The 15694-nt window shown below is 67.4% G+C and carries 16 protein-coding genes and 1 pseudogene; 9 read left to right on the top strand and 8 right to left on the bottom strand.

What is annotated here, in order from left to right; all coding sequences use genetic code 11:
* Nucleotides 1-179: 179 nt before the first annotated feature.
* Nucleotides 180-476, bottom strand: coding sequence for an antibiotic biosynthesis monooxygenase (locus AB0K11_RS08650; protein WP_364974746.1), 297 nt, complete (start codon nucleotides 474-476; stop codon nucleotides 180-182).
* Nucleotides 477-550: 74 nt separating this feature from the next.
* Entirely contained in the window at nucleotides 551-1117 is a 567-nt protein-coding gene (locus AB0K11_RS08645; protein WP_364974743.1) for a type 1 glutamine amidotransferase domain-containing protein, read from the bottom strand.
* A gap of 668 nt (nucleotides 1118-1785) precedes the next feature.
* On the opposite strand from AB0K11_RS08645, the gene AB0K11_RS08640 reads away from it, so the two are divergent.
* Nucleotides 1786-2943, top strand: a complete 1158-nt coding sequence (locus tag AB0K11_RS08640) for a low temperature requirement protein A (protein WP_364974741.1) — start codon at nucleotides 1786-1788, stop codon at nucleotides 2941-2943.
* Nucleotides 2944-2988: 45 nt separating this feature from the next.
* Here the strand turns inward: AB0K11_RS08640 and AB0K11_RS08635 are convergent, their stop codons facing one another.
* Nucleotides 2989-3876 (bottom strand): oxygenase MpaB family protein, encoded by an 888-nt coding sequence (locus AB0K11_RS08635; protein WP_364974738.1) that lies wholly within the window; start codon nucleotides 3874-3876, stop codon nucleotides 2989-2991.
* A gap of 44 nt (nucleotides 3877-3920) precedes the next feature.
* A complete protein-coding gene (locus AB0K11_RS08630; RefSeq protein WP_364974736.1) occupies nucleotides 3921-4700 on the bottom strand; it encodes a TIGR02206 family membrane protein in 780 nt (259 codons plus the stop codon).
* Nucleotides 4701-4886: 186 nt separating this feature from the next.
* On the opposite strand from AB0K11_RS08630, the gene AB0K11_RS08625 reads away from it, so the two are divergent.
* Both AB0K11_RS08625 and AB0K11_RS08620 read left to right on the top strand, forming a co-directional pair.
* Nucleotides 4887-5570, top strand: a complete 684-nt coding sequence (locus AB0K11_RS08625; RefSeq protein ID WP_364974733.1) for a hypothetical protein — start codon at nucleotides 4887-4889, stop codon at nucleotides 5568-5570.
* Nucleotides 5567-5941 carry a hypothetical protein gene (locus AB0K11_RS08620; protein WP_364974730.1) on the top strand — a complete coding sequence of 125 codons (375 nt, stop codon included), beginning with the start codon at nucleotides 5567-5569 and terminating at the stop codon, nucleotides 5939-5941. The genes AB0K11_RS08625 and AB0K11_RS08620 overlap by 4 nt, the downstream gene beginning before the upstream one ends.
* Before the next feature lie 27 nt (nucleotides 5942-5968).
* Here AB0K11_RS08620 and AB0K11_RS08615 read toward each other — a convergent pair whose 3' ends face one another.
* Nucleotides 5969-7324: an acetamidase/formamidase family protein gene (locus AB0K11_RS08615; protein WP_364974728.1), complete on the bottom strand. Its 1356-nt coding sequence runs from the start codon at nucleotides 7322-7324 to the stop codon at nucleotides 5969-5971.
* A gap of 204 nt (nucleotides 7325-7528) precedes the next feature.
* The gene (locus AB0K11_RS08610) at nucleotides 7529-8185 is read right to left on the bottom strand and encodes a lysophospholipid acyltransferase family protein (protein WP_364974726.1); all 657 of its coding nucleotides are present in this window, start codon (nucleotides 8183-8185) and stop codon (nucleotides 7529-7531) included.
* Nucleotides 8186-8348: 163 nt separating this feature from the next.
* On the opposite strand from AB0K11_RS08610, the gene AB0K11_RS08605 reads away from it, so the two are divergent.
* From AB0K11_RS08605 to AB0K11_RS08595, 3 genes and pseudogenes are all read left to right on the top strand, one after another.
* Nucleotides 8349-9275, top strand: a complete 927-nt coding sequence (locus tag AB0K11_RS08605) for a hypothetical protein (protein ID WP_364976693.1) — start codon at nucleotides 8349-8351, stop codon at nucleotides 9273-9275.
* Nucleotides 9276-9327: 52 nt separating this feature from the next.
* Nucleotides 9328-10215 (top strand): hypothetical protein, encoded by an 888-nt coding sequence (locus tag AB0K11_RS08600; RefSeq protein ID WP_364974723.1) that lies wholly within the window; start codon nucleotides 9328-9330, stop codon nucleotides 10213-10215.
* Between the two features lie 70 nt (nucleotides 10216-10285).
* A pseudogene (locus AB0K11_RS08595) lies at nucleotides 10286-11368 on the top strand (YbfB/YjiJ family MFS transporter); the annotation flags it as partial.
* A gap of 59 nt (nucleotides 11369-11427) precedes the next feature.
* Here AB0K11_RS08595 and AB0K11_RS08590 read toward each other — a convergent pair.
* Entirely contained in the window at nucleotides 11428-12669 is a 1242-nt protein-coding gene (locus tag AB0K11_RS08590; protein WP_364974721.1) for a methyltransferase domain-containing protein, read from the bottom strand.
* A 113-nt stretch (nucleotides 12670-12782) separates the two neighbouring features.
* Between AB0K11_RS08590 and AB0K11_RS08585 the strand changes: the two genes are divergently transcribed.
* Entirely contained in the window at nucleotides 12783-14417 is a 1635-nt protein-coding gene (locus AB0K11_RS08585) for a long-chain fatty acid--CoA ligase (RefSeq protein ID WP_364974719.1), read from the top strand.
* Between the two features lie 53 nt (nucleotides 14418-14470).
* Nucleotides 14471-15019, top strand: coding sequence for a DUF1697 domain-containing protein (locus AB0K11_RS08580; protein WP_364974717.1), 549 nt, complete (start codon nucleotides 14471-14473; stop codon nucleotides 15017-15019).
* An 18-nt stretch (nucleotides 15020-15037) separates the two neighbouring features.
* Here AB0K11_RS08580 and AB0K11_RS08575 read toward each other — a convergent pair whose 3' ends face one another.
* Nucleotides 15038-15334 carry a hypothetical protein gene (locus tag AB0K11_RS08575; protein WP_364974715.1) on the bottom strand — a complete coding sequence of 99 codons (297 nt, stop codon included), beginning with the start codon at nucleotides 15332-15334 and terminating at the stop codon, nucleotides 15038-15040.
* A gap of 105 nt (nucleotides 15335-15439) precedes the next feature.
* Between AB0K11_RS08575 and AB0K11_RS08570 the strand changes: the two genes are divergently transcribed.
* The gene (locus tag AB0K11_RS08570) at nucleotides 15440-15685 is read left to right on the top strand and encodes a BatC protein (RefSeq protein WP_364974713.1); all 246 of its coding nucleotides are present in this window, start codon (nucleotides 15440-15442) and stop codon (nucleotides 15683-15685) included.
* Nucleotides 15686-15694: the final 9 nt, after the last annotated feature.

The raw sequence follows: 15694 nt of genomic DNA, 5'->3' as shown, positions 1-15694 counted from the left end.
CCGATAGCGAGAGCGTCGCGTACGCGCCGTGTACGCGTCTAATGGGGCCGTTCTGTGGCGGTGCCGATGTCGTGGGCGACGAGCAGACCGCGGCAATAGCTACGCAGGCAGATCTACCCGCAGCGCCACGTGCCCATTGCTGCCCGCCGCTTGTCGGACTGGCCGAGCCCGATTCTCAGTCAGAGCTTGTTGGCCAGGACGTCCAGGTGGCTGATGTCGGGTGGCGAGGCGAACAACTCGTCGGCTTTCTCGGCGAGTGCCTTTCCTACGGGGCCATTGAGGTGCGCCTCGCGCGCGCCCTCGTCCGGGAACGCGTCGAAGATGCCGAAGGTCGACGGGCCGAACCTGACCGCGAACCAAGGCTTGGTCCCGGGTTCCTGCTCGACGAGAGGCAAGGCGGAAAGGAGGAACTCCTCGACCGCGTGTTCTTTGCCGGGCTTCGCTTCGAGTCGCACCAGCAATGCCTTTGTAGCCATGAATGAACCTGTCTCTCTGTAGTGAGTGAGTGATCAACGGGACGCCGGAAGAGTGGTCGTGTGGTGCAGCAACGTCACCGTCCTGATGCGCTCGCTCGGGACTGGGCGAATTCATCAACTATGGCATCGCAGAACGCGGGGAGGTCATCGGGTGATCGACTGGATATCAGATTGCCGTCGATGACGACCTCTTCATCCACGACGTTGGCACCGGCATTGCGCAGATCGGTACGCAGGCTCGGAAACGATGTCAGGGTCCGGCCTTCAGCGACCCCGGCTTCGACAAGGGTCCATGGACCGTGACAGATCGCCGCCACTGGCTTTCCCGAACTGACGAAGTCGCGGACAAACGAAACAGCCGATTGGTCCATGCGGAGCTTGTCGGGATTCACAGTCCCGCCTGGTAGCAACAACGCGTCATAGTCGTTGACCGATGCGTCCGCGACGGCTCGATCGACAGCGAACGTACCGGCGGACTCGAGGTCGTTGTTCCTGGCCGCAATCTCACCCGTCTTGACTGACAACAGTTCGGTTTCCCCGCCGGCACGTTGCACTGCCTCGCGCGGAGTCTCCAATTCGACGCGTTCGACACCGTCGGCGGCAAGAATCGCAATCCGCCTGCCCTGCAATGTGTTTGTCATGCGTAACTCCTCTCTTGAAACGTGTACCGCAAGCTCCTCCGTCGGGCGCGCTGTGCGCGGGCGGAGGCTCCTACCAACGCTCGACGGTTGGGCCGCCGATTTCCTCCTCCTGCCAGGGTGAAGCCTCTGAGCGCCGTTCACCCTCGCGTGTCATGAAGGCGCGTCATGCCTTTCGCGACGTAAGCCACCAGCTGCACAACCAAGCGAATGTCGCGGTGTCGTCGAGACTGTCAGATTCTCGCCGTTCCATCGACAAGCGAGTCAGCCCCTAGGCCCTCGACAGCGGCGAAGATCAGATCCGCGCGGGCCGGAATCGGGTCGCCCTAGGGCGTACTCACTGAATGGTCCCGCCAGGCTGAGGTGTTGCCGAAGGCCAGCTCGAACTGCCTGCAGAAGGACATTGGAAATCGACATGAGCATCTACGTCGATCGGGCCGGTGCCTACGGCAACGCCGCTTCTGTCACTGCTGGCACCGCGGGGGGCCTGGTCTGGACTACTCGCCGCGACGGTATGGCACAACCGTGCCGAGTAGAGGCTGTTTTCGCCCTGCTAGGACCAATTTCGTAGCGAGGCTTGCCCCTGTGGGGTCGGAGCGAGTGCGCTGCTGCGTTGGCAAACTGACCTACGGTTCTCCCGGGAAGGAAGTGAGCGGTGCCGGAGTGATGCCGTGACGAGCGATGACGAAACCTCTGGCGAGGGTGGCGGTTCAAGGTCGGAGGGCAACCTCGAACTCTTCTTCGACCTGGTCTTCACCTTCGCAATGTCGCAGGTGACCCAGCTGATGCTGCACGACCTCTCGGGCAGAGGTTTCGGGCGGGCGGCGCTCGCACTGCTCGCGGTGTGGTGGGCCTGGGTGGGCTACACGTGGCTGATCAACACCTTCGACACCACCAACGTCCGGCACGAGGCCGTTGTCATCGCTGCGATGGCGGCCATGCTGGTCGCCGCTACGGCGCTGCCCACCGCGTTCACGTCAGGGGCGTTGGTCTTCGGGATCGCCCTGATGGTGGTCCGGCTGATCCACGCCGCGAAGTTCGTCGCCCACTCGTCGAACGAGGACGCCGATCTGCGGCGCAGCATCTGGCGAATAGCGCCAGCCTTCGTCGCGGCGCCCGCCTGCATCGTGGCGGCCGCCTTCGTCGACTCACCCGGCCGAGAACTTTTGTGGGTAGCTGCCGCAGTGATCGACTACGGCGCCCCGGCCGTCTTCGGCCTCGGCGGATTCCGCGTCTCGCCCGGCTACTTCGTCTCGCGCCACGGCTCGATCATCATCATCGCGCTCGGCGAGGCGATCGTCGAATTGGGCGCCGGCGCACACGATCTGCACCGCTTCGAGGTGATCGCCGCGCTCATCCTGGGCGTCGGGATCATGGCGACATTCTGGTGGACCTATTTCGGCCTGACCAGCGGAGCCGAGCAGCGACTGGAGCAGGCCCAAGGCCTCGAACGAGCTCATCTGGCGCGCGACGCCTACAGCTACCTGCACTTGCCTCTGGTCGCCGCCGTCATGCTGTTCGCCGTCGGCGCCCACGCCAGCGTCGCGCACGCCAACGCCCCTTTGCCGTTACTGCCTGCCATTGCACTCGCCGGCGGAATGGCGTTGTTCTACCTGGGTGATGTCGCCTACAGATGGCGTGACCACCGACAGATCCCGACCGACCGCACCGTGACCGGGCTTGCCGCCGCGGCGACCTTGCCGGCGCTGCTACACATGCCGGCGATCGCCGCGCTCGGCCTGCTCACCGCTATCGGGTGGATTCGGTTGGCCTGGGAACTATGGCGGCGGCCGCGCATCGGTCCCGGCGTGGCGGGGCAGGCGCGCTGAGATCGAGGTATGCGCGCTCGTCGTTCAGTCGATCGCTGTGACCGGTCAGGCTGACGTCGCGTGCTGTATCTCTTCGTGACTGGCCGTCAGCACCCACCGGATTCCACCGACGAGCACCCGCCCGGACAGCCGCACGGCCGTCGCCTCGAGGGGCGGAAGATGCGGCAGCCGCAACGGCTTGCGGGCCCACCCCGGCAGCATCGCCACCGACGTCGCAGCCAACACACCGTACGGAGCGCGGGCAGGCAGCGGCAGCGGCGGCGTCAACAACAGGAACCGGGCCGCCTCGCGCGCCGAGGCCGTGCTCCGCAGCTCCGGTCGGTATGCCTCGATCCGCGCCCGCAGCTCCGCCTCGGTGCGCGGCGGGTCGAGCACCCCGAGAGCGGTTGCGACGCGGGCGGTGTCGGCGACGTACTGATCGCGGCCGGTTTGGTCCAAAGGCTGTGCGCCGTAGAGCTGGTGTGCCAGAAGAAAGCTGTCGATCTCGGCGATGTGGACCCACTCGAGGAGGTGGGGATCCGTGGCCTCGTAGGGTGTGCCGTCCGGCGCCACCCCGCGTACGCGGCGGTGGATCCCGCGGACCTTGTCGACGGCTCGTTGCGCGTCCGCCGCAGGTCCGAAGGTCGTCACCGCGAGGAACGTGCTGGTGCGCTGCAGGCGTCCCCAGGGATCGCCGCGGTAGTCGGAGTGGTCGGCGACGCCTGCCATCGCCAGTGGATGCAGGGACTGCAGGAGCAGTGCGCGCAGTCCTCCGACGAACATCGACGCGTCACCGTGGACGCGGCGGATCGGCCGGTCCTCGGCGAACCAGCGCGGTCCGGGTGTTCCGTGGATCCGTGCGCGGTTGTCCGGTCCGTCCGGTCCGGCGACCAATCCGAACAGTGCGCGCCCCAGCCCGCTTCTGACTGCACTCAGTTCCCGCGCCAACACCATGACTCGACGTTACGTGGCAACGCCGGCACTGGTGAATCCGTCGATCAGCCGGAGACGTCGCTGGACCCGAGATTCCGCTCGGCGGTGCGAACCCGGGCGGCTCCCGTCGGTCGGATGCCCGGCTCTCGCCTCGGTCTTTCCCACGGCCATGTCATCAGCGCCCAGACTCCCATCACGACCAGGATCTCGATCACGAGGTACAGCGGCCACGGGCCCAGCACGTCCAGGATCGAAGCCGTCGGCGGTTTCCCGTTGAGGTATCCGTAATTGGTCCCCGCGATCGTGTTGAACGTGAACGTGAACGCCAGCCATCCCAGCGTCGCGACGACCGCGAACCGGTAGTCGCGCCATTGCGGACGCATCCCACGCCCCCACGTCAGATAGACGGCCGACCACACGACGAGCACGTGCAACACGAAGAACGTGAGGAAGAGGTGGCTCGGGAAGTCGGGCGCGCCCTCCCCGGGAGTGCCGATGTCCGGGGTGAGCAGCGCCTGCGAGCTGAGGAGCAGACCCCAGAAATAGGTGAGGACGAACGCCCGATGCTGCTGCGTCCACAGCGCGTAGGCCGCCGTCAGTTCCGCGATGTCGCAGAGTTGCAGCGGTATCGACGTGGCCAGGTCCGGCCGGATCAGCTTGTAGACGAGCGCCGTGCCGAACGCCGCCAGCAGCAGCACCGCCAGCATTCGACTCACCAGGCGCGCCTGCGCGGCGTTCTCGCGGCGACCGTGCCACACCAGAACGGCTGCGCCGACCGCGAACACCCCGAGCACCGCCACGTGAGATGGGCCGTACGCGACGAAGTCGTGCTGCGATGAAACCAACTCGATCACCTCCTGCGCCCTCGAGCAACGCTGCGGGCCGTGACGATCATCCGCCCGGCGCGACGCCTCGTCACGATCCCGTGGAGGCGTGTCGCAAGACGCGGCGACATGCGGCGTGATGTCGACGGCAGGGCGCTTCCGGCGCGTCAGAACCTCGAATCGATCGTGCGCGGGCATGATGCAGATGTGACTGCTGATGCCACTGTGATCATCGGGGCCGCCGCCGACGCGCCGCAGACCGAACCCGACACAGGTCCATTTCCGCCGACGCAGCGAACCTGGACGATGCCGAAGTCGTACGTCACGCGACAGCACGTCGACCGACTCGGTCGCTTCACCAGGAAGGCAGGAGCCGGCATCGCCGTCGTCGCGGCCGACGTCGCCCGATCGGGCGGCCGCGCGGTCAAGCAGGCGTGGGTGGCGGTGGGCGTCGTACCGCCCACCCTCCGGCTGCTCGCCGTTCTCGGCCTGCTCACGCTGCTGGGAATCGTCGGGTCGATCGCACTGGCCGACACACCGAAGCTGTTCTGCGCCATCGTGATCGTTCCGGTCTGTTCCGTCGCGTTCGGTGCGCTCGCCCACGGCTGGGTCAGCAGGAACGGTGACGTCGGGGTGCCACGAACCGACGCACGCGATGCCGACGCCAAAGCGGCCGAGATCGCACGATCGGTCGTTTACGTCGACAAGAAGCTCTCCGTCGCGCTCAGCGCCATCGGCACTGAGCACCACCAGCAGGCGGTGATCGCTCTGGTGCAGGCGAAGACGGCCACCGACCTCGCTCTGGGCGCAGACACCGGGGCGGCCCTGGCGGTCGACGATCTTCGCCGGCGGCCCCGCATCCAAGCGGGCCCGTCACTGGTGGCGTCGTGACCGACCGGTCCGCTGGACGCGTCGCGCTCGTCGAGGACGACTACACCCTTGTGATCAACCGCGGCGCCGACGCGGGCGTCGCAGCGGGCATGGTCTTCGCCGTCTACGGCCGCACCGGCCGGGTGGTCACCGATCCCGACACCGGCAGGCAGCTGGGCACGATCAAGCGGGAGAAGCTGCGGGTGAGGGTCTTCGACGTCCAGCCCCTGTTCGCGCGAGCGCATACGTTCGTCGAGACCGACGACTTCCACGGTCTGCTTCGATTTCCGTTCATGGCCGAGCCAACCGAAGACGTCGTCAGCATCGACGTCGGGGACACGGTCGAACTCGTCAGCACGGATGAGGCCGCCGTGCGCCGTGACATCGGATGACACGCCTCTCTCAGACGGCCGTCGACGTCACGCGAAGTGCGACTTGAAGATCTCGCCGTGCACGCCCACCGTCTTGTCGACCACCTGCGAGACGTGGAAGTTCGAGGCTGCTGAGAGATAGGCGTACGCGGTGGCGCGGTCCATGCCGCGGTCGGTTTCGAGATAGTCGAGTGCGTTGACCACGGCGCGGCGCATCGCGACGTCGAGGTCGCTGCCCTGGCCGTCGCGGGCGCCGTCGGGATCGGAGAGGCCGATCGGTACCCACGCGTCGGCGGTCTCCGCGAAGGGGTAACGGAAGGCGACCGACGGGGCGTCGCCCGACCCCTTCTTGCACACCGTGAGACGGAAGGTGCTGCGCAACGAGCCCTCCATCGCCGTCAGTGCGACCTCGCCGTTGCCCATCGCCATGTGCGGGTCGCCGACGTAGAACAGGGCGCCCTCGGCCACCACCGGTAGATAGAACGTGGATCCCTTGCCGAGCAGGCGGATGTCGATGTTCCCGCCGCCGAGGGTTGGCGGCACCGAATTGGACGTCGGCGCAGTCAGTTCGAGGTCCTGCGAGTAGGCGACGCCCATCATTCCCATGAACGTCTGCAGCGGGAAGCGGACCTTGGCATCGCCGTAGGTCATCACGCCCTGGCCGTCCTCGATGGCCGTGAACGTCGAGATGTTGCCGTAGGACATCGGGTTTTTGGTGGCTCTGCCGTCCGCGGCGATCGGCGGCATCACCTCGGCCAGTGAGATTCCCGCCGGGGCGCCACCGTCGGCCGTGCGCGCCAGCGAGCCCTTGCCGTGCCGGCTCGACACCACGCCGTACGGCACCCTCGGCACGGCTTCGAGTGTCTCGATCTTCAGCACGTCACCCGGTTGAGCGCCTTCGACGAACACCGGGCCGGTCACCACGTGTGGGCCGTCCTTGTCGAAATCCCTCGGTGTGCGCCGGTAGTCGCTCGCGATCACGACGGCGTCCTCGAGCACGTCACCCCGCGCGACGCCGTGACTGCCGAAATAAGTGACCGGGTCGCGGCCCTGGTCCTCGAGAATGCCTTCGTGCGACACGGCGTCGATCGTGACGGTCTCGCCCGACCGCATCTGCATCACCGAGGTGGCGTGCACGTTCGGCACGTATCCCCACAGCACCTGGTCCGGGTTGGACTGCAGGTAGTGGTCACCGGGGGTGTCGCCCTGGCCGGGTTGCAGCACCGTGACGGGGCCTGCGAGGGCTGCGTTACTGGAGGGGGACGCACTGTCGTGGGAGCAGGCCGCCGCGACACCGGCGACTCCGGTGCCCGCGCCCAACAGTGCCGCGGCGCGCACGAAGTCGCGTCGCCCGATGCCGGCGACGAGGGTCTGCGCGGCTGTCCTGGCGAGCGATTCGGTCATGGAGGTCTCCTCGCTCGGCGATCGGCAGCATCGGTCCGCGCCATTGCGTCCTACGTCTTCTACCCGGTGTGCTGACTCGCCGAAACGGTCCGCACGTTTCCATTGCGTTTCGTTTCCCGGGCGCACATGAGCGACCGCGCAGCTAGGGCATCGGACGAGGTGCGCTTTTACCCGCAGACGGCGACAGCCCAGAAGCCGCCTCCTTCATTCGCCTTCGGCCATCGCGGTGATACGCGAGCGGATCTCCTCGAGCAGATCGGTCACCGAGTCGAAGTCGTCCGGATCGATCGGCTCACCGAAGAGGACGTAGACGGTGTGCCCGAACGACGGAAAGCTCCGACCCACCGGCAGCACCTTGTTGGCGTTCACCAGGCTCACCGGGATGATCGGCACACCGGTGCGCTTGGACAGCACCGCCACTCCGGGACGGTACGGGGCGACCTCGCCGGGCATCACACACTTCTGCTCCGGGAAGATGCCGACCAGGGCCCCGTCCGCCAATGCCTTGGCGGCGCTGTCCATCGCCTGCTTCCCGGATTCCGGATCGCCGCGCACGACCGGTATCTGACCGAGCACCTCGACCAGCCAGCGGGTGAGCGGTGACTTCCACAGCTCCGCCATCGCCATGGCGATCGCCTCACGGCGCAGCGCCGCCAGGATGAACAGCACGTCGATCATCGATGTGTGATTGGCCGCCAGTATGACTGCACCGTTGTCCGGCACCACCTCGGCGCCGACGATCTTCGTCCTGATGATGCGGGTGAATCCCAGCGTCCACAGGACGAGCCGAATCGACCAGGTGACCAGCCACGCACGCTTACCGAGCCCGCGGATGCGCCGCCCTCGTCCACTCCCGGTCATCTGGTCCTTCGTTGTCGCCGTGCCGGCCCGCCGCGGGGTCTAGCGTGAGCCTACTGAGGTGGACGCGGCTGTAGGCGCCGTGGTCCGAGGGGGTGCGGTGGAGGTTCGAGCGGACACCGATCACCGAACGGCGCTGATCCGGCATCGACGCGATCGCGCGGTACTGGCAGTGGTTTTCCTTCTCCTGTTCATCTTCTCCTACAGCGAAGAGATCGTGTTCGCCCTGCTCGAGTGGACCGGCCAGAACCGCCTCGCGGGGTGGATCGTCGGCCTGGTGGGACTCGACGTGGCGGTGCTCGCGGTGGTCGGCCTGCTCAAGCGGCAGATCTCGCGCGCTGACGACGGCCTTCCGCGACTGTGGCGTCCGTGGTGGATCTCCTTCGCCGCCGTGGTCGGCGTCGACGTGCTCCTGTGCCTGCTGCCCGATGAGCACCCGCTCTGGATCGACCTCACCACCTCGGTCGCGCTGGCCGTCCTGATGGGTGTCCTGATGGCGTTGTCGCTCAACGCCTGTCCGCTGACGCTGTTCAGCAGGGCGCGAAGGCTTGCGGCCCCGGCCGACTGGTCCCGCGTGCGCGCCGTGGTCCCGCTCGTCACCGGAACCTTCGTCTGCTACCTCGCCGCCACCGCGTTCGACGACTTCTTCGACCTCGACACGGTGCGCACCCTCGACCCGGAGACGGCGGCGACCGTCGCCACCATGCCACTTCAGGAGAAGCTCGGCGCCGTCGCGACGCTCTGCGAAGGCGCCGTCAGCCCTGCGTTCTTCCAACAGGTGGTCGCGGTGATCCCGCTGCTCCTGCTCACTCTCGGGGTCGAGTTCAACTTCTTCCGCCGGGCTCTGGACGAACCCGTACAACGCGCCGCCGCGGCGGCGACCGTGACCATGATGTCGATCGGCCTCGTCCTGGCACTGTCGACGCTGCCGTGGGCCGGCGCGGGTTGTGGTGAGGTGCTCGGGTACTGGCACGAGTTCCTGACGTTCGTCATCGCCGTGCAGGGTGTCGCCACCGGGCTGGCGACGCTGGTGTGGCTGCTCGTCGTCAGCGGCCCCGATCAACGCAGCGGCCGGGGAGCCGGCGATGCCTGAAGCCGCCGCACCGCCACGCGCCGACCGTTCGGTCTTCGGTGTCGTCTTCCTGATGGTGTTCGTGTTCTCCTACAGCGAGCAGTTGGTCTCACAGCTGTTCCCGCCCAACGACACTGGCGGGCAGCTGGCATGGCGGATCGCGGTGATCGTCGTGGACGCCGCAGTGCTCGGCGCGGTCGGCGTGATGAAGCGCGCCGTCACCCGGGCGGACGGCGACGGGCCGCGGCTGTGGGGCTGGTGGTGGACCGGCGTCGTCATCCTGATCGGCATCGATGCACTGCGGCTCATTCCACTGGAATCGATCCGCATCGATGTGCTGACAGCGACTGTCTACGCCGCCGCGATGGGCGTCACCATCGCAGCGTCACTCAACGCCGATCCGCTCACGTTGCTGCACAGCGGCCGCCGGGTGAGCCTGCCCGTCGACTGGGGCAGGGTGCGGGCGATCGTTCCGCTGGTGGTCGGCGCCTGGCTCTGCTACCTGGCGGCGAGCGCCTACGTCGACTACTTCGACGTCGCCACCGCACGTTCACTGGATCCGGAACTCGAAGCGGAGGTGATGGAACTTCCCTTCACCGAGCAGATGTCGGTGCTGTCCCAGTTGTGCGAGGGTGCGATCAGCCCCGTGTTCTTCCAGCAGGTGGTGGGCGATACCCGTTCTCCTGCTGGCGCTCGGAGTCGAATTCAACTACTTCCGGAGAACCTTGACCGACGCCGCCCAGCGTGCGGCGACCGCGGCCACCGTGACGGTGATGTCCGCCGGTCTGGTGGGCGCCCTGTCCACGCTTCCGTGGGACGGCAAGGGCTGCGGGGACGTGTTGTCTCGCTGGCACGAGTACATCGCCTTCCTCCTCGCGGTCCAGGCCATCTTCACCGGTCTTGCGACACTGATCTGGCTGCTGGTCGCCCGCGCCCCCGATGGCGCTCGCTCCGAGACTGAGAGCTGAGCCCTCACAGCTGGGAGCAAACGGGTCGTGGCGGAGCTGCCGCGCGGTGCCGACGATGGCAGGATGAGCCGACCCCACCCTCACGTCCACATCGCCCGCGGCGCAGCGGCCTTGGCCGCGGCCATGGGCATCGGCCGTTTCGTCTACACACCCATCCTCCCGCTGATGACCGCGCAGACCGGTCTGACCGCCGCGGCCGCCGGTGGCCTCGCCACGGCCAATTACGCCGGGTACCTCGCCGGTGCGTTGGCCGGTGTGGTGGTTCCCCGCCTGGTGCGCACGACCGTCACGCTGCGTGTCGCACTGGTGGTGGTGGTGTGCAGTCTGGCCGCAATGCCCCTGACGCACAGTGTCCTCGCGTGGTTGGCGATCCGTACCCTCGCGGGCTTCGCGAGCGCCGTGCTGTTCGTCATCGCGGTCGACTGGATGCTCGATCATGCCGGGCGCCGGTCTGCGCTGTCCGGGTGGGGATTCGGGGGCGTCGGCGTCGGTATCGCCCTGTCGGGTGCACTGGTGCTGGTGCTGCCCGCCTCGGGTTGGCGGGTCGCTTGGTGGGCTGCCGCGGCGTCGGCCGCCGTGATCGCGGCCGTGGCCTGGCACCTGCGTGGTGCGGCGCCGAATGCAGAGCCGTCGAAAAAGGATGAGCAGCAGCAACCCGACTCGCACCGATGGTTCGTCGTGCTGCTCGCGTGCTACACCCTCGAGGGAATCGGCTACATCATCGCGGGCACGTTCCTGGTTGCCGCCATCGGCCAGAGCTCACCGCAGTGGCTGGGCAACAGTGCGTGGATCGTCGTCGGACTGGCAGCGGCGCCGTCGGCAGCGCTGTGGGCCGCGGCGAGCAGACGCTGGTCGCACGCGACGCTGCTGGCGGTGGCACTCGCGCTGCAGGCGGCGGGAATCGCGCTGCCCGCCCTCGCCGATGGCGCCGCCGCAGCATTCATCGGCGCAGTGCTGTTCGGCGGCACCTTCATCGGGGTGAGCACGGTCGCACTGGCGGCCGGTCGCCTGCTCGCCTTCCCGCGTGCGGTCGCCGTGCTCACCGCGGGCTACTCGGTAGGCCAGATCCTCGGCCCGCTGATCGTCGCACCCCTTCTGCATCAAGGGTTTCGGTATGCCCTCATGGCGTCGGCCGTCGTGGTGTCGGCAGCGGCGCTCACCGCCGTCTGGCTGCGCATCGGCTGTCCGGCATTCGGCGACGAGCGTCACGGCCTCGCTTCGAAGATCATGTTGAACGGCGTCTCGGTGGCCCGCCGGAATCGCGTGAAACCGCCGTCGTCGACCATCACGCTCCTCAACCGGTGTTCGCCGGCCTGCGCACCGAGCGCAGGTCCCTGCTGGGACAGGGAAACCGGCACGCAGATCAGGGATGACGCACCGTAGAACAGGCGGCCGACGGGATTCAGGTTGTCGGTCAGGTGGTCACCGGCCATCGGCTCCACGAGCATGCAGTGGCCGTCCGGTTTGAGCGCCTCCCTCGCGCGCCGGGCGGCACCCGCCGGGTCGGCCATGTCGTGCAGGCAGTCGAAGAAGGCGATGACGTCGTAGTCGCCACCCTGGTATGACGTCGCGTCCGCCGCCTCGAAGCGGGCGTTGCTCACCCCCGCCTCCGCCGCCCGGTCACGTGCGGTCTGGATGGACGCGTCGTGATAGTCGATTCCGACGAACTCGGATTGCGGGAATGCCTGCGCCATCAGGATCGTGCTCGCGCCATGGCCGCAGCCGACGTCGGCGACGCGCGCCCCGGCGTTGAGCTTGTCGACCACCCCGTCGAGCGCGGGGAGCCAGGAGGTCAACAGGTTCGCGTTGTAGCCGGCGCGGAAGAACCGCTCGGTGCCCTCGAAGAGGCAGGGATGGTGTTCGCCCCACTCCATGCCCTTGCCGGAGCGGAAGTTCTCGACGGCGCGTTCCCGTACCTGGAAGAGGTCGTTGACGATCTGGTAGGCGCCGGGCAGATCCACCGGCCCGTTCGGATCCGCCAGGCACAACGCCTGCTCCTCGGTCATGTGGTACTCGTCGGTGTCGGCGTCGTATTCGACGTATCCGCCCGCGGCTTGATTCGCCAGCCACTCACGAAGATAGCGCTCGCTCGTGCCGGTCTTCTCGGCCAACGCCGATGCCGACAGGCGTTGACCGGCCAGTGCCGAATACAGTCCGAGTTCATCCCCGATCAACATCAGGACCGCGCTGACCGAGGCCGCCAGGTCGTGGACCGCCCGTCCCAGAAATGCGTTGAGTCTCTCCTCGGAAACGGTCACATCGTCCTCCTTCGCCCCGTGCCGAAACGGTGGCACATCGAACGAGGCGGCGTGACGGTTCGCACAAACCCGGCAGATCCAGACATATGTTAGCTGTTCTAGGCGATCCTGGTCAGGTTTCACGCGCGGCTGTCGAGCGGGCGCGCCACATCTGTGCTTGTCGGAGGCCGTTTCTGTCGCGCGCGTCAATGAATGGCGCCGAGAGAGGGAGCGGCATCGACCCAATTCGTCAATTCGCTGAAAGCGACCTCCGGCGGTCGTAGCATCGCACCCACTGGCCGGTTGCCTGAAGGGCGGACGTCATGAAGAGCACGATGCAGACGGTTCCGCTCAGCATCACCACGATCATGCGCCACGCCTGCGACGTGCACGGCGACCGAACGGTCACCACGGCGATGGGTGACGGCGAGTATCGCCGCGTCTCCTATCGCGAGCTCGGCGAGCAGGCGGCGAGGATGGCCAACGCACTCCGCCGGCTGGGAATCGCCGGAGACCAACGTGTCGGCACCTTCATGTGGAACAACGCCGAGCATCTGGCGACGTACCTGGCCGTGCCGGCGATGGGAGCGGTGCTGCACACGTTGAACATCCGGCTGTCCCCGCAGCAGATCGCCTTCATTGCCAACGACGCCGAGGACCGGGTCATCTTCGCCGACTTGTCGCTCGCCGCGCAGCTGGCTCCGGTGCTGCCGTTGCTCGAGACCGTGCACACCGTCATCGCCGTCGGGCAGGGCGATGCGGACGTGTTGTTGTCACCCGGCAAGACAGTGCTGCGCTACGACGACATCCTGGCCGCGGAGTCGCCGATGTTCGACTGGCCCGACATCGACGAGGATTCCGCGGCGGCGATGTGTTACACCAGCGGCACCACGGGAAATCCGAAAGGTGTTGTCTACAGCCATCGTTCCGATTACCTGCACTCTATGGCGGTGTGTTCGGGCAACGGTCTGGGTCTGAACTGCGCGGACTCCCTGGTTCCGATCGCGCCGATGTTCCACGCCAACGCATGGGGAATGCCCTACGCGGCCATGATGGCCGGCGCCGATCTGGTGATGACGCACCGCTTCCTCGACGCCAGATCGCTGGTCGACCTGATCGAGACGCAACGTCCCACGGTGGCCTGCGCGGTGCCGACGATCTGGAACGACGTCATGCGTTACCTGGACAAGAACCCCGGCCACGATCTCTCGTCGCTGCGGCTGGTGCCGTGTGGTGGGTCAGCCGTCCCCGCCTCGATGATGAAGACGTTCCAGGAGAAGCACGGCGTGGAGATCGTCCAGGTGTGGGGAATGACCGAGACGTCGCCACTGGCCACCGTGGCGCGCCCGGCCCCCGCCACCCCGGGGGACCGGATCTGGGCGGTGCGATCCAGCCAGGGCAGGCCCGTCTGCGGAGTCGAGACCCGGCTCGTCGACGACGCGGGCAACCCGCTGCCGCACGACGGAAAGGCGGTCGGCGAGATCGAGGTCCGCGGCCCGTGGATCACCGGCTCGTATCACCGCGGACACGACGAAGCGAAGTTCGAGGGCGGCTGGCTGCGCACCGGTGATGTCGGGCGCATCGACCCGCAGGCGTTCGTGACGCTGACCGACCGCGCCAAGGACGTCATCAAGTCCGGCGGCGAGTGGATCTCCTCGGTGGAGCTGGAGAACCACTTGATCGCGCATCCGGCGGTGTTGGAAGCGGCGGTGGTCGCCGTGCCCGACGAGCGTTGGCAGGAAAGGCCACTGGCCGCCGTGGTGCTCGAGGACGGCGCCGATGCCACACCGGCGGAACTGCGGGAATTCCTCAAGGACAAAGTGGTTCGCTGGTGGCTGCCCGAGCGGTGGACGTTCGTCGATGAGGTGCCGAAGACCGGGGTCGGCAAGTACGACAAGAAACTGATCCGGTCGAGGTACGCCGAGAACGCCTATGAGGTACTGGAAGTCAGGGACTAACACCTCGGCCACAAGCGCACCGCATCCGTCGCGTTCTGGGTACCGTTGCGCGCATGGGGATGACGCGGTACGTGGCGCTGCTGCGAGGCATCAACGTCGGCGGGCGCAACAAGATCTCGATGGCCGACCTGCGTTCCGTGTTCGAGTCCCTCGAATTCGAAGACGTCACCACCTACATCCAATCGGGCAACGTGCTGTTCTCCTCGGATGCGCCGCGCGCGTCCCTGGAGTCCTCGATCGAAGGCATGCTCGAAGCCCGGCTCGGAATCCCGCTCGTGGTCGTGGTGCGCTCGCACCGCCAGTTACGGGCAGTGGTGCACCGTGCGCCGTCAGGCTTCGGTGAGCAGCCGGACACCTATCACTCGGACGTCGTGTTCCTGAAGCCGCCGCTGACCGCCGCGCAGGCGATGCGCATCGTCGACGTGCGCGACGGCGTCGACCAGGCATGGCCCGGAAGCGGAGCGGTGTACTTCGCCCGGCTCAGCGCGCGGCGGACCGAGAGCCGGATGAGTCGGATCGTGGGCAAGCCCGAGTACCAGAAGATGACCATCCGCAGCTGGTCGACCACCACCAAGCTGCTCGCCCTGCTCGACCAAACCTGATCGGCGCGGTCGCGTCGTTCACGATCCGACGACGAGCAGGACCAGCGTGACCGACGCGGTGACCCCGAGGAAGGCGCCGGCCAGGAAGGCGCGCACCCACAGCCGGTGCACCGCCATCGCGCCGGCCAGCAACGCTGCAGCGGCCAGTCCGCTCAGGCCCAGCAGCAGGCCCTCGCGCAGCGGCAGCGCGAGCACCCCGGTGACGAGGAACCACCCGGCGACGACGCCCACCGCGGCGACCGCGAGAGCCGCCACTGTCCGGCCGATGCGCCGCGACGGAGAGCGTGGAACGGGCCGGGGCGTGGGCGAGCTCATCCCGTCATGATGGCAGCGTTTCGGCCAGGCCTCTGGCGGCAACACCTCGTCGGTGTAGATACTGCGAACACAGGTGGTACGCACGCAGCCCCGAGAGGATTCACCATGGCACTCGACGACGACGACATCACGACATCCGGTGGCGGGGAGGGAACCGCTGACGGCGGTTCGAACCCCGAGGGCCACGACGGCGGCGCGGACGGCACCGCAGGCGGGGAGGGAACCGCGGACGGCGGTTCGAACCCCGAGGGCCACGACGGCGGCGCCGATGGCACCGCAGGCGGGGAGGGAACCGCGGACGGCGGTTCGAACCCGGACGGTCACGACGGCGGCGCGGACGGAACCGCGTAGCCCTTTCTC

The organism is Mycobacterium sp. NPDC050551 (assembly GCF_040674075.1).
Classification (GTDB): domain Bacteria; phylum Actinomycetota; class Actinomycetes; order Mycobacteriales; family Mycobacteriaceae; genus Mycobacterium.
This window is presented reverse-complemented; position numbering and strand designations above follow the sequence as displayed.